The 14,185-nt window shown below is 36.3% G+C and carries 15 protein-coding genes; 13 read left to right on the top strand and 2 right to left on the bottom strand.

Annotation, left to right across the window (positions count from 1 at the left end):
* Positions 1–14 precede the first annotated feature (14 nt).
* The 6 genes from AC0C45_RS21410 (at position 15) to AC0C45_RS21435 (ending at position 6,273) form a co-directional block, all read left to right on the top strand.
* On the top strand, positions 15–1,163 hold the full coding sequence (locus AC0C45_RS21410) for an ABC transporter ATP-binding protein (RefSeq protein ID WP_047932467.1): 1,149 nt from the start codon (positions 15–17) through the stop codon (positions 1,161–1,163).
* A 79-nt stretch (positions 1,164–1,242) separates the two neighbouring features.
* Positions 1,243–2,229 carry an SIS domain-containing protein gene (locus AC0C45_RS21415; RefSeq protein ID WP_013083209.1) on the top strand — a complete coding sequence of 329 codons (987 nt, stop codon included), beginning with the start codon at positions 1,243–1,245 and terminating at the stop codon, positions 2,227–2,229.
* 118 nt (positions 2,230–2,347) lie between these two features.
* Positions 2,348–3,634, top strand: coding sequence for an ABC transporter substrate-binding protein (locus AC0C45_RS21420; protein WP_013083210.1), 1,287 nt, complete (start codon positions 2,348–2,350; stop codon positions 3,632–3,634).
* A gap of 15 nt (positions 3,635–3,649) precedes the next feature.
* Positions 3,650–4,531 (top strand): carbohydrate ABC transporter permease, encoded by an 882-nt coding sequence (locus AC0C45_RS21425; protein WP_016764157.1) that lies wholly within the window; start codon positions 3,650–3,652, stop codon positions 4,529–4,531.
* Positions 4,531–5,415: a carbohydrate ABC transporter permease gene (locus AC0C45_RS21430; RefSeq protein WP_472928753.1), complete on the top strand. Its 885-nt coding sequence runs from the start codon at positions 4,531–4,533 to the stop codon at positions 5,413–5,415. Before AC0C45_RS21425 ends, AC0C45_RS21430 begins: the two co-directional genes overlap by 1 nt.
* Before the next feature lie 15 nt (positions 5,416–5,430).
* Complete coding sequence (locus tag AC0C45_RS21435) at positions 5,431–6,273, top strand: fructoselysine 6-kinase (protein WP_016764159.1); 843 nt, start codon at positions 5,431–5,433, stop codon at positions 6,271–6,273.
* Positions 6,274–6,314: 41 nt separating this feature from the next.
* Here the strand turns inward: AC0C45_RS21435 and AC0C45_RS21440 are convergent, their stop codons facing one another.
* Complete coding sequence (locus tag AC0C45_RS21440) at positions 6,315–7,046, bottom strand: GntR family transcriptional regulator (RefSeq protein WP_016764160.1); 732 nt, start codon at positions 7,044–7,046, stop codon at positions 6,315–6,317.
* A 290-nt stretch (positions 7,047–7,336) separates the two neighbouring features.
* Between AC0C45_RS21440 and AC0C45_RS21445 the strand changes: the two genes are divergently transcribed.
* The 4 genes from AC0C45_RS21445 to AC0C45_RS21460 all read left to right on the top strand — a co-directional run bounded on the left by AC0C45_RS21445 (position 7,337) and on the right by AC0C45_RS21460 (position 10,245).
* A complete protein-coding gene (locus AC0C45_RS21445) occupies positions 7,337–8,356 on the top strand; it encodes an STAS domain-containing protein (RefSeq protein ID WP_016764161.1) in 1,020 nt (339 codons plus the stop codon).
* 159 nt (positions 8,357–8,515) lie between these two features.
* A complete protein-coding gene (locus AC0C45_RS21450) occupies positions 8,516–8,944 on the top strand; it encodes an SRPBCC family protein (protein WP_016764162.1) in 429 nt (142 codons plus the stop codon).
* Positions 8,945–9,280 (top strand): ArsR/SmtB family transcription factor, encoded by a 336-nt coding sequence (locus AC0C45_RS21455; RefSeq protein ID WP_016764163.1) that lies wholly within the window; start codon positions 8,945–8,947, stop codon positions 9,278–9,280.
* Between the two features lie 185 nt (positions 9,281–9,465).
* Positions 9,466–10,245: an MBL fold metallo-hydrolase gene (locus AC0C45_RS21460; RefSeq protein WP_472928756.1), complete on the top strand. Its 780-nt coding sequence runs from the start codon at positions 9,466–9,468 to the stop codon at positions 10,243–10,245.
* Between the two features lie 76 nt (positions 10,246–10,321).
* Here the strand turns inward: AC0C45_RS21460 and AC0C45_RS21465 are convergent, their stop codons facing one another.
* Positions 10,322–11,125 carry an alpha/beta fold hydrolase gene (locus AC0C45_RS21465; protein ID WP_171777226.1) on the bottom strand — a complete coding sequence of 268 codons (804 nt, stop codon included), beginning with the start codon at positions 11,123–11,125 and terminating at the stop codon, positions 10,322–10,324.
* A 334-nt stretch (positions 11,126–11,459) separates the two neighbouring features.
* Between AC0C45_RS21465 and trhO the strand changes: the two genes are divergently transcribed.
* The 3 genes from trhO to AC0C45_RS21480 all read left to right on the top strand — a co-directional run bounded on the left by trhO (position 11,460) and on the right by AC0C45_RS21480 (position 14,075).
* Positions 11,460–12,428: an oxygen-dependent tRNA uridine(34) hydroxylase TrhO gene (trhO, locus tag AC0C45_RS21470; RefSeq protein ID WP_016764165.1), complete on the top strand. Its 969-nt coding sequence runs from the start codon at positions 11,460–11,462 to the stop codon at positions 12,426–12,428.
* Positions 12,429–12,630: 202 nt separating this feature from the next.
* Positions 12,631–13,488: an SMP-30/gluconolactonase/LRE family protein gene (locus tag AC0C45_RS21475; protein WP_472928758.1), complete on the top strand. Its 858-nt coding sequence runs from the start codon at positions 12,631–12,633 to the stop codon at positions 13,486–13,488.
* Between the two features lie 224 nt (positions 13,489–13,712).
* Positions 13,713–14,075 carry a group I truncated hemoglobin gene (locus tag AC0C45_RS21480; protein WP_013083221.1) on the top strand — a complete coding sequence of 121 codons (363 nt, stop codon included), beginning with the start codon at positions 13,713–13,715 and terminating at the stop codon, positions 14,073–14,075.
* Positions 14,076–14,185 lie beyond the last annotated feature (110 nt).

Genomic DNA, 14,185 nt, shown 5'->3' on the forward strand with positions numbered 1-14,185 from the left:
GGAGCTGAGGCGAGATGACAATGTTACATTTAGATAAAGTATATAAAATATATGATAAAAAAAATATCGCCGTAAATGATTTTAACCTTCAGATTGGAGAGAAAGAATTTGTTGTATTTGTTGGACCTTCAGGCTGTGGTAAATCTACTACGCTGCGAATGATTGCAGGTCTAGAAACGATTTCAAAAGGTGATTTTTACATTGATGGAGATCATATGAACGAAGTAGCTCCAAAAGATCGTGACATTGCTATGGTCTTTCAAAATTATGCTCTTTACCCTCATATGACTGTTCGAGAAAATATGGCATTTGGTTTGAAGTTAAAAAAAATAAAGAAAGACGAAATTGATAGACGGGTAAATGAAGCAGCCAAAACATTAGGTCTAGAAACATATTTAGATAGAAAGCCAAAAGCTTTATCCGGAGGGCAGCGTCAGCGAGTTGCTTTAGGTCGTGCTATTGTTCGGGAAGCAAAAGTTTTCTTAATGGATGAACCATTATCTAATTTGGATGCGAAGCTGCGAGTACAGATGCGTGCTGAGATTATTAAACTGCATCAAAGGCTGCAAACAACAACAATCTATGTGACGCATGATCAAGTGGAAGCTATGACAATGGCTACTCGCCTAGTTGTTATGAAAGACGGGATTATTCAACAGATTGGAACTCCTCAAGATATTTATAGACATCCTAGGAATGTATTTGTAGGCAGTTTTATTGGATCGCCCGCAATGAATTTTTTTCGGGGGTATCTCCAAGGCACTTATTTTATAATGGGCGAAACTAAAATACAGCTTCCTGATTTTCTAATACACGCTTTACATTCTCAAGGTCATAATGAGAAAGAGGTCATAATGGGTGCGCGTCCTGAACACATTGTATATCATAAAGAGGATAGTAAGAGAGAGTTGAACAATGAGTTTTGCTTCACTACGACACTAGATATGATAGAGGTACTAGGTGCTGAAACAATTTTATATGCTAGTTTAGAAAAGCAAACGTTTGTGGCCCGAGTGCCTCTTTTATGTGAGTTTGAAGCAGGGGACAAAGGCGATTTTTCGTTGAATTTAACCTACGTGCATTTTTTTGATGGAGAAACAGAAGAGCGCATTTCTACAAATCTAGATAAAAAAGTTAAATATTCTGATAAATGTATTGACTAGTTAACGTTTGCAGTTTAATATAACAATATATAACATTACATAATGTTGTATATCATATTTTATTTGAGGAGTGGGGAAAATGAGCAGAACAGCAGTGAATGTAAAAAGTGATGTGCAAGCCGTATTAAACGAATTAAAAAGCAAGCAAATTCGTAATGTGTTTTTCGTCGCATGTGGAGGATCTTCTGCGATCATGTATCCAGCTAAGTATGTACTAGATCGAGAAGCTCAACATATTACATCCGATTTGTATAGCTCGAACGAATTTATCCACCGCAATCCGCAGCAGCTAGGAAAAGACTCCTTAGTTATTTTATGTTCTATGTCAGGAACAACTCCTGAGACTACAGAAGCAGCTAAGTTCGCTAAAAGCAAAGGCGCTTATGCTGTAGCCTTAACAAATGAACCTACTTCACCTTTAGCACACAGCGCAGATATTTTTATTAAGTATGAGTGGGGCAATGACATCGATGCTTTTGAAACAAACTTAGGCGTTTTATATCAGCTTGTATTTGGTCTCTTATACGTAGCAGAAAAAAATGATAAATTTGCAAAGTTAGTTACTAGCTTAGAAAATCTACAGTCTGTTTATGAAAAAGCTTTAGAATACGAAGCGAGCAACGCAAGAAAATTTGCTGAATCCCATAAGTCTGAACCGGTTATTTATACAATGGCCAGCGGCTCGAACTATGGAGCAGCCTATTCATTCAGCATCTGTATCTTGATGGAAATGCAGTGGATTCATTCTCACGCTATTCACGCTGGAGAGTATTTCCACGGTCCATTCGAAATTATTGATGAAAACGTACCGTTTATCATCCTAGCTGGACTAGATGAAACGAGACCTTTAGAAGAACGCGCCTTATCATTCTCTAAACGATATGGAAAGAAATTAACTGTTCTAGATGCAAAAGCATATGACTTCGAAGGAATTGATAAAGATGTGCAAGGGTATATCGCTCCTCTTGTATTAAATCGTGTACTGCGTCAGTATGCCGAAGAATTAGCCGAAGCACGCAATCATCCTTTAAGTAAAAGACGCTACATGTGGAAAGTAGAATATTAATAACAATCCCTAATAAAGATAGAAATCTGTATATTTTCCTTACGAGTTATACTATAATGTTATAAAACATTATAGTATAACTTATATATGAAAGCACTTACAATAAGGGGGTTTCTATATGAAAAAGACAAATTTAATCTTAGCCTCACTTTTAAGTTGTTCTTTAATGCTCGGGGGGTGTGCGGGAAAACAAACGTCTTCAGACTCAGATACAGGAAAGACAACGTTAACATTCTTTCACAGATGGCCAAAAGAACCTGAAAAAAGCTACTTTGAAGAAGTTGTAAAAGAATTTGAAAAACAGCACCCTGATATTGATATTAAAACAGAAGCGGTGTTAAACGATTCGTATAAAGACAAAATTAAAGTTATGACAGGTACTAATACCCCTCCTGATGTGTACTTTTCTTGGAGCGATGAGTTTGCTAGACAATTTGTCAGAGGAAACAAAGCCTTAGATTTAACCTCTTATTATAAGAAGGATTCAGCGTGGTCTTCCAAGCTTGTTCAGTCTCAAATTAAACCATATACCGTTAATAAGAAAATTTACGGTGTTCCTGTCACAATGGACGGGAAAATGTTTTTTTACAACAAAGATATCTTCGATAAATTAGGATTAAAAGCGCCTACAAACTGGAACGAGCTACTAAATGTTTTAAGCGTGTTAAAAAAGAAGCATTATACAGCTTTAGAATTTGGAAGCCAGGATACGTGGACCATTTCTCACTACGTAGGAACCTTAAATCAGCGCATGGTAAAGCCTGACGTTCTTTCAAAAGACTATAATTCAAAAACTGGGACATTCACGGATAAAGGCTATGTAAAAGCTCTAGAAAAATTAGAAGAATTAGTTCCTTACTTTAATAAAAATACAAATTCGATTGATCATGAATATGCAAGACAACAATTTTCAAATGGAAAAGCAGCTATGTTTTATGCTGAAACCGCTGAAATTAAGCTTTTCGGTCCAACGAAATTTAAGATTGGCATGTTTAATTTTCCTAAATTAGAGGATGGAAAAGGAAATGCTACTAATTTAACTGGATCACCTGAAGGGTTTATGATTTCTTCTAAAACAAAGCATCCAAAAGAAGCGATGGAATTTCTTGAATTTTTAACATCAAAACAAATGGGTGAAAAGCTAGTAAAAGAAGTAGGGAAATACAGTGCAGTAAATGATACAGCTAACAGCAGTAATTCAACACCGGAGCAATTAGAAGCAGTAGATAATATTTTACAAGCCAAAGAGATGGCTCCATGGTTTGATATGGCAATCGATGCTCGAATTGCAGATGCTTATTTAACAGGGGCTCAGCTTATGCTAAATGGTGATAAAACACCTAAAGAAGTAATGAAAGATGTGCAAAAAGCTGCAGCGAGTGTTCGTGCTGAATCTAAAAAGTAAGGAAGTGAAAAAGCGATGTTAAAACGCAATAAGCTAACCCCTTATTTATATCTTCTTCCTGCTTTTGCTTTTTTACTACTTGTGTACATCCCTATTTTTCAGAATATTTGGGATAGTCTTTATGAGTGGAGCACATTTTCACCAGACAAAGTTTTTGTAGGAATAGATAATTATGTGCACTTATTTAAAGACCCTGTCTTTTATCAGGCACTCAAAAATAATATTCTTTATGCGGTCATTTCAATTATTTTTCAAGTAGGAGGCGGTCTAATTGTGGCTGCCGTTTTAGAAGATAAACTTATTCGAAGGTTTTCTCCTTTTTTTCGAACGGTTTATTTTTTACCAGTAGTCGTTTCGATGACCGTTATCGCCTTATTGTTTACTTTTTTTTACAATCCTGAAGTGGGGCTTTTAAATCAAATGCTCAAAATGATCGGATTAGACTCATTGGCAAAACCTTGGCTAGGAGATAGTAATACGGCTATTTATGCAGTTATTGCTGTATCTCAGTGGCAGTCTATCGGCTATATTGCCATGCTGTATATTGTAGCGATACAAAAAATCTCACCTGAATTGTATGAAGCAGCTGAAATAGACGGCGCTAATAAATTTAAAATGTTCTTTCATATTACTGTACCGCAAACAAAAGAAATGACATTTGTGGCTGTTATTTTAACGCTCACTGGTGCTTTTACAGTATTTAATGAACCTTATATTTTAACTGGAGGCGGACCGGGTACATCATCTGAAGTGCTAAGTACGTATTTATACAAAACAGCCTTTTCGAAAGATATGATGGGCTATGCTTCCTCAATTGCTACTGTCATTTTAATTATTACGCTGTTGATTTCTCTTATTCAAATGAAAGCATTTAAAACAGGAAAGGAAGACGCTTGATGCAGATGCCTAAAACAAATGTCACCTTACCTAATGTTGTCAATACAGCCACTAAAGAAAGAAAAAAGAAGAGGTACACAGGTGTAACGATAGTATATGTCGGATTGATTGTCTATTTTATCGTCATTGCGTATCCTTTGCTTTGGATGATTATAAGTTCTTTTAAAAGCACAGAGGAAATCTTTACTCACAGCTGGTCTATGCCGCATACTTGGCTAATTGAAAATTATGTGACAGCGTGGAAAAGTGGAATATCTTCTTACTTTTTAAACAGTGTGATCGTCACGGGCGCGTCTTGTTTTTTGACGGTCCTGGTCAGTGCGTTAGGAGCTTATGGACTATCACGCTTTGAGTTTCAAGGAAAAGCTTTTGTCCTCATTATATGTCTCGGAGGACTTATGCTTTCTCCTCAGGTAAGTTTAATCCCTTTGTATAGCATTATTCAAAAACTTGGAATCTATAATACACACTTGGCACTGATTCTCCCTTATGTTGCTTATCGAATTCCTTTAACCATTTTGTTAATTCGAGCTTATTTTCTTTCGATTCCAAAAGAACTGGAGGAAGCAGCTCGGTTAGATGGATGTACGAGCTTAGGGATTTTATTTCGAATTTTTATTCCAATGAGCACGCCCATTTTATTAACAACGACAATTTTGAAAGCTTACTACACATGGAATGAATTTATGTTTGCCATTATCTTTATCGACGATGACAGTTTACGTACAATCCCAGCAGGATTAATGCAATTTAGAGACGCTTTGCAAACAGATTGGGGGGTATTACTAGCTGGACTGACCATTTCAGCAGCACCGATTGTTATGTTGTTTTTATTTATGCAAAAATATTTTATCCGTGGCATTGCTAACGGAAGTGTTAAATAATAGGAGGACAAGCAGATGAAACTAATTGGAGTAGGGGATAATGTAGTAGATTACTATAAAGATCAAGGAAAGATCTATCCAGGCGGCAACGCGCTAAATGTGGCCGTATTTTATAATAGATTGAGCAATCATCAGTCTTCCTATATGGGAATCGTGGGGAATGACGAATCGGCAGAGCATGTAGTAAATACTCTGCAGCAAGAAAAGATGGATATTAGCAGAGTAAGAAGAGCAGTAGGAGAGAATGGAATGGCGATTGTAACACTTGATGAACAAGGTGATCGAGTTTTTGTAGGATCAAATAAAGGGGGCGTTCAATCTAGGTTAAAACTAATGCTGAATGAATCGGATTTAACCTATATTCGCCAGCACGATCTTCTTCATACGAGCGTTTTTAGTCATTTAGAATCTGACCTTCCGCTGCTACATAAAATCATTGATATTTCCTTTGATTTTTCTACAAGATACGATGAAGAATATTTACAGCAAGTATGTCCATATATCAGCTATGCATTTTTCTCAGGAAGCAGCCTGCCAGAAGAAGAGTGTATGAATTTAATAAAGCGAGTACACCTGTTAGGAACCAGTGTCGTATGCGTGACAAGAGGAGAAGAGGGAGCTTTATTATCAGTCGAAAATCAGTTATTTAAACAGCCTATAATTCCTACAAATGTAGTGGATACGCTTGGGGCTGGAGATTCTTTTATAGCTGGTTTTCTTTCTTCTTATCTACCAGAAAAAAACATAGCCAAAGCCCTCCATAATGGATCATTGGTGGCATCACAAACTTGTCAGAATTACGGAGCATTTGGATATGGAAAAGAATATCATACAGACTGTGCGATAGTTTTAAAATGAATAAAATAGCGCCTTTGCTTTTAAAGCAAGGCGCTATTTTATTAAGAATTAGAACTGTCTATAGTGAACGTAACGCGATTCGCAGGGTAGTGTAGAAAAGATGAATGAATCGGTCTTTTTTGTGCATCATACGCCACTTTTTCCACTTTAAACAGCGGCTCTCCGACTTCACATTCTAAATGTTTTGCTTCATCCACGTTTGCAAATACCATGTTCAATAATTTTTTATTATGAACCGGAGTAATATTGTACTTATTTTTTATAGTATCGTACATTGAAACTGAATTATGGACGTGCTGATCTAAGTGTGGTAACAATTCTAAGGAGTAGTGAGAAATTTCTAAGGTAAGAGGCTGGTCGTCATAATACAGGATGCGCTGCAGTTCAAGGACTTCACTTTCTGGAGGGATTGATAACATCTTTGCCACATGAGCTTTTACAGGTTTTATACCAAAAGACAAAATTTTAGTCTGCGGTACTTTCCCTAATTCCGACATATACTCTGTATGCCCATTAACGGCAAACAGCTCTCTCTTAGCTTTTGGATATTGAACAAAGGTTCCTTTTCCTTGCTGACGTATCAGAAGGCCTTCTTCTACTAAATCTAATACGGCTTTTCTTACCGTAATCCGACTTACTCCGTATATATCGCACAAATCCGTTTCAATTGGAAGTTTTTCACCCGGAGTATAAACTCCTTTATTAATATCTTCTGTAATAGCCTGTTTTAACTGCATATATAAAGGCGTAGAGCTATGAGTATTTAGCTTCATCTTTTTCCTCCTCTTTCCTAAATACTTGCTTTTGAATATAATTATATTATAACGTAATGTGATGTTATATTACAATTTGCTTTTCTTCCTTTTTATCATGTATGTTTGATACAAAAGAAAGAAAAGTTGGCGAATTCAAAGTTCTATAGCATTCACCTTTCTTTTCTATTAATTGAAAACATGGGTAATGGTTAGACAAGCAATAGAAAATATGCAACAATTTTTATTACCAGCTTCTTCAACATAAGATAAAATAGAAGGTAAAAACTTTAATAAAAGGAGATTCCGCCATGGGTGAAAAAAAGAATATTGATATAGGTGGTCTTAGTTTTGCTTGGGATTTAGAAAAAGGCCAATTTAGCTTTGAGGGAGAAGATGCGATCCTTTTTTGGATTACTTCTGCGATGAAAACATTGTTTGACACAATCGAAGAAATATCTGGAGAAGAGGCAGCTTCTGTAGTACTGGAAACCACTGGTTTTCGACAGGGATTAGTAGTAGGAGAGTACTTTCAAAATATGAAAGGCGTAACGGTTTTTGAAGCGGCTGAGTTAATTACCAATACATACGCTTCGGCTGGATGGGGAAAAACCACTATCAAATATTTAAATCCTGAAAGTAAAACTCTATCTGCTGAATTAAAAGACAGTTGGGAACATAAAATTAACGTTGCGCAAAAGAAAACAAAGGGAGGAAATTTTCTTCCGGCCCATTATGCAGGGATTTTTACAGGACTATTTGGCACAAATATTTGGTACAAGGTGATTCAACATCAAATAGAAGGACATGAATGCACCACAGTAGAATACTTCCCATCTAACATTGATATCACTCAAAATATTCATCAATTAGCGAGAAGAAAAGAAGCGCAGAAAATAGAACATTTGCAAAACATTGTAGCAGAAAAAACAGCAGAGTTAAAAGATCTTATTAAAAAGCTTTCTTCTCCTATTATTCCGGTTTTGGAAGGTATAGTCGTCGTTCCTTTGATTGGCAAATACGACGAGGATCGAACGGAAGATTTGATTGTCAATACATTAAATAACCTCCCAAAACACCAGGCTAATTATCTTGTGCTGGATTTAACCGGATTGGATAAAGAACTTACTGAATATACGGCCAGTCTTATTGAAAAATTAGGTGCAGCAGCGTCCCTGATTGGTACGAAAACAATTTTAGTAGGAATTTCTGCCGACTTAGGCTTAGTTATATCAAAGACCCATATTGATTTATCGAAATATGATTGTTTTCAAACATTGCAACATGGCATTCATTATGCATTGGCACAAAGCGGACGAAGCATCGTTTAAAAGATATATTTGAAATATAACAAAATGCACTCATTCAGCATCATAACAAATCTCTTTATTAAAGAACGGAAATGAATTGACATGAAACCAAAAGGTGTTATATTGTTTTTATATAAAACTTTTTGGTGTTATTTTTTAAAAAGGAGAATGAAGATAACGATGAATGATAAAAGTGTAGTAGAAGATGTAAAACAGACGATAATATTTAACGCGCCGATTCAAAAAGTTTGGGATAAAGTAGCAAGCGCAGAAGGGCTCCAACAATGGTTCATGCCTAATGATTTTCAGCCTCAGGTAGGATATGAATTTCATTTGCAATCGCCTTTTGGCCCATCTCCGTGTAAAGTATTAGAAATAGATGCACCAAACTATCTTTCTTTCTCTTGGGATACGGATGGATGGGTCGTTTCGTTTACCTTAAAAGAAATGGGTAATCAAACTGAATTTACGCTTATTCATAGCGGGTGGAAAGAAGCTGAAACACTTCTTGAAAAAGCAAACGAAAAGAGTTCAGTGGTACGAGATAGAATGAGCTACGGGTGGATTAGTCTCGTAAATGAAAAACTTCGAAAGGTTGTTGAAAACTAAATGACTTCATCAGCTGCCAAGCATGATATCTTTCAAGCCATTGCTGATCCTACTCGAAGAAAAGTACTTGAGCTGCTTTCTGAAAAAGAATTGCCTATATCAGAAATAACGTCTCATTTTTCAATAAGCCGTACCGCTATTGTCAAGCATCTTCATATACTTTCAGAAGCAGACTTAGTCCATGGACAGAAAAAAGGCAGAGAAAAAGTGTATTGTCTTCAACCAGAGCCTTTAAAAGAAGTACAAGATTGGCTTTCTTACTACGAGCAATTTTGGACGAACAAATTATCTATTCTTCAGCATATTGTTGAAAGAGATGAAGAAAGAAATCAATAGAAAAAGCATAAAAACGTTTTTTTATAGGGAATATAGCAAAGCCAGTCGTTAAAAAGACTGGCTGTTTTACATAAAAGCTGGTTTTATTCTAGAAGGACAAATAAAAGAACGATGCAGAACAACATAGGACATTTCTTGAAATAAAAAGATAGACCTTTAGAAGAAAAAAAGGGGGAGACAGAGCAATGAACAAGCTTTTATTTTATGGGACGAGCGATGCTCAAGGAGTGCCTCGATTATTATGTGACTGTAAAGTATGTACACAAAAAGATCAATTAAATCAGCGCACAAGGCCTAGTGCACAGTTTACAATGGACGGTAACGTGTTTTTGATTGACGTATCACCTGATTTTAAACATCAATTTCACTTGTACAATAACAAAAAAATCCCTTCTACCGTTTTTATTACTCATCCTCACAATGACCATGTGGCTGGTTTAGGAGATTTAGCAGACTTATGCTATTGGAATAATGTAAATACAGAAGTCGTAGGAGCGCCTGAAGTCATCAGCGAGTTAATCGAAAGATTTCCTTATCTCGCAAAAAGAAAAGGGCTTACCTTTAAAGGAACGTTAAAATGGGATAGTGGAGAAACAACCATTACGTTTCATAAAGTAAATCACGGATTTAACGGTCATTCCTACGGCATTGTGGTTCATCAAAAACAAGGCGAACGCTGGGCGTATGTATCCGATTCTTTTAATGTGACAAAAGAACAGTGGCAGCCCTTTTACCACTTAGATTTACTGATATTTGGTACATCTTTCTGGAAAGAATATCTTCAAAAAGAAAAAAGATCCGTATATGACGTGACAGAGGCAATGGAGATCAAAACGAAGCTACAGGCCAAAAACATGGTATTTACTCATTTATCACATGATATTGATATCCAAAAGCACGCCGAGATGCTTTCAGATGAAAACGTAAGCTTTGCCTATGACGGACGCGAGATTTTATTACCCTAAAGCAATACATAAAGGCATAAAAGGTTTCATTTAAAGAAGCAGCGTAGCTAAAGCGCTGCTTCTTTAAGTTTGTAAATTAGATATGTTCGATAAAGTTGCTCACAACTTTGTTAAATCGATCGCTTTCTTCCAGAAAAGGGCAGTGGCAGCTGTTCTCAAAAACTTCAAGTACAGAACCTGAAACCAGCTTTTGAATCTGTCTTCCAGCTGCTACCGGAATGAGCTTTTCTTCTTTTCCAAAGCACAGCAAGGTAGGGATTGCAATAAACGGGAGAAAATCTCGATAGTCCACAATGGATTGATCAAACAAAATAGCACTGGCTATCGACTCAGGCATTTTCGTTCCTTCTTTCATAATCCAATGTTTATCTTCTTCAGTTAATTCATCCTTAAACATAAGCGGAATAAAATTTTCTAATGTACTTTTTCGATCAAGCTGAATACCCTGCATGAGCGAAATAAGCGCAGGTAAATCAAATGCACCGATCGGAAAGTCGGGCCATTTAAAATCTGAAGCCATTTCATCTACAATAATATTTCCTTTTACATTTTCTTGACCAAATTGTTTCAAATATTCCCACACAACAAAAGCACCCATCGACCAGCCTACTAATATGACGTCTTTTAATTGATGAGTGGTTATAAACTCATGCACATCACGAGCATAAGTGGAAATTGTATGGCCGTATGGAGTATGACTTGAATTTCCATGTCCTCTTAAATCCAAAAGAATAGTTTGATACTGTTTTGAAAAAAAAGAAAGCTGGTTATGGAAAAAACGACTGCTCATCCAAACTCCGTGAATGAAAATAATAGGTGTTCCTTCCCCTTGTTGTTCATAGTACAAAGTTGCACCGTCTTTTAATGTATAAAAAGGCATTATTTTTGCCCCCAATCTCAAAGATTTATATCTCATCATGTATGCGCGGGCACATTCATGTAGAACGTATCGCGTCAATAAAATTTTTATTGAAGAACAAACCCTAGAAGTGGACGCTTTGATATGTTATACTATTACAGGCTTAAATACTGTATGTTTTTGAAACAATCATTCACTGTAATACTTTTTAGATAGAAGCATCCTCATAAAAAGGATGTTGTTTTTGTCGTAATGTACCTTTAAGTAATGAATTGTTACCATCAATTCGGTTCACAATAACCGACCTACATGCATTATATCTTGCAAATATAAACAGATAGGTGGAAGAAGCAACATGACTGAAAGAAAACCATATCAAGTACTACTATATTATTTGTACACTCCAATTGAAAATCCTGAAGAGTTCACAGCTGAGCACTTGGCATTTTGTAAAGAGCTTGAATTAAAAGGACGCATTTTAATTGCGGCTGAAGGGATCAATGGAACGGTATCAGGGACAGTTGAACAAACAGATAAATACATGGAAACGATGAAAAATGATCCTCGTTTTGAAGGTATTGTATTTAAAATAGACGAAGCAGATGAACATGCGTTCAAAAAAATGCACGTGCGTCACCGCAAAGAATTAGTAACTCTTCGATTAGAAGATGATGTGAATCCTCTTCGCGTAACGGGTAATTACTTAAGCCCAAAAGAATTTTATCAAGCGATGCAAGATGAGAATACGGTCGTAATTGATGCACGAAACGATTATGAATACGATTTAGGTCATTTCCGAGGAGCTGTTCGTCCGGATATTCGAAACTTCCGTGAGCTTCCTGAATGGATTCGCGACAACAAAGATCAGTTTGAAGATAAAAAAATCTTAACTTACTGCACAGGCGGTATTCGCTGTGAAAAATTCTCTGGATGGCTTCTTGAAGAAGGTTTCGAAGATGTAAGCCAGCTTCACGGAGGTATTGTAACATACGGAAAAGATCCTGAAGTACAAGGTGAACTATGGGACGGTCAGTGCTATGTATTTGATGAGCGCATCAGCGTACCAGTTAACCAAAAAGAGCATGTGATTGTCGGAAAAGACCACTTTACCGGCGAACCTTGTGAACGTTATGTTAACTGTGCAAATCCAGAATGCAATAAGAAAATCTTAGCTTCTGAAGAAAATGAACACAAATATTTACGCGCTTGTTCACATGAATGCCGAGTGAGCCCTCGTAACCGCTATGTAAAAGAACACGGTTTAACAGAAGAAGAGTTTGCAGCACGTGTTAAAGAATTAGAAAAAGAACACGTAACTTTATAATAAAAAAAGCAGCACGCTATACAAAGCGTGCTGCTTTTTTTATGAAAAGATTCTCTTAGAACCTGGTGTTTAAAGAATGTCATACAACGGGTATTTATGAAAAAGGAAAGATATTCCTAGCTTTTTTATTTGTTTAAAAGAATATTTTTTTGAGGAAGCCATAAAAAAAGCTTGTACATAAAAACGAAAAAGGAGCTTGAAAATGGAAGCGAAAATTGAAAAAAAGTACGATGGCCGTTTGCTTGAAGGACCCCTATGGGATGAAGAAAATCAAAAATTAGTGCTAGTAGACATCTTAGATAAAAAGCTTCTTACGTACGATCCAAAAACGACAACCTTAGAAGGTATTGCTCTTCCTTCAGTCGTTACAAGCGTTTCTAAAACCAATCATTCAAATTTGATTGTCTCCACCCGTAATCAGCTGCTTTTAGTTGATAAAAACAACAAGAATCATGAAGAGTATATCCGCTTAGATACTCTTGAAAAAACCATGCGTTTTAATGATGGAAAATGTGATCCATATAATCGCTTTTGGATTGGAACGATGAGTGAAGAAGATGAAGAAGGAAAAGCCCAGCTGTACGTAGTAGATGAAAAAGGTGTCATTAAGAGCGCTAAAGAAGGATTAAGCGTGTCAAACGGGCTAGCATGGAATCGAACAGGAGACAAATTCTTTCTGGTTGATTCACCGAAAAATAAAATTATGTCTTATTCGTTTTCTAAAGAAACAACAAGGCTCGAAGATGAAAAAGTGGTGATTGACCTTTCAGATATGGACGGGTTTCCTGATGGAATGACAATTGATGAACACGATCGATTATGGGTAGCACTTTGGGGAGGTTCGAAAGTCATTTGTGTAGATCCAGATAAAGGAGAACTTATAGAATCTATTCATCTTCCTGTTTCCAATGTAACCTGCTGTACATTTGGAGGAGACGATTTACAAACCTTATTTATCACCACAGCTAAGGAAGAAGAAAAATACGAAGAAGCTGCCGGCTCTATTTTTTCATGCCGAGTAGGAGTAAAAGGCGTGCCGGCTTATACTTACGTGTACTAGATAAGCGCTTATCAAAATGTAAAGATTCCTAAAGCCCAGTAACGAGAGATGTTACATACAGCTTCTACAATTCCTTTACATTGTGTTCATTTCTTTACATTTTATTCTTTATGTGGAAGAGGAATAAAATATGGGGACAACGAATTTCCATAAAGAAGCCTTTTAAAGAATATGAACACTTCTATTGGGTAATAATGGGTAAAGGTACAAAAGGAGGAATTGTTTTGGAACAAACATTGTATGAAAAAGTGGGCGGACAAGAAGCTATTGAAAAAGTAGTTGATTATTTTTATTCTGAGCTCGTGTTAAAAGATGAAACGGTCAGTCACTTTTTCGAGCATACGGATATGGATAAACAGCGTCGACATCAAGCCAAGTTTATAAGCTTTGCCTTAGGTGGACCGAATCAATATTCAGGAAAGTCGATGGCCAAAGCACATGCAAATATGAATATTCAACCCGAACATTTTAATGCAATTGCTAAGCATCTTCACGATGCACTTGCTCACTTTAATGTTGAAGAGCCGGATATTGACCAAGCATTAAATAAAGTTGAATCCCTAAGAAATGATATTCAATATAAATAAATTATAAAAAAGAAGGTTACTGTGACCTTCTTTTTTTGTGCTCAAAGCTGTGATGTATGAAGGAAACATGGAAAAGACATCGTAATATGATAAAAATGCAATAGGTAAAA

Source organism: Priestia sp. VA7 (genome assembly GCF_055710015.1).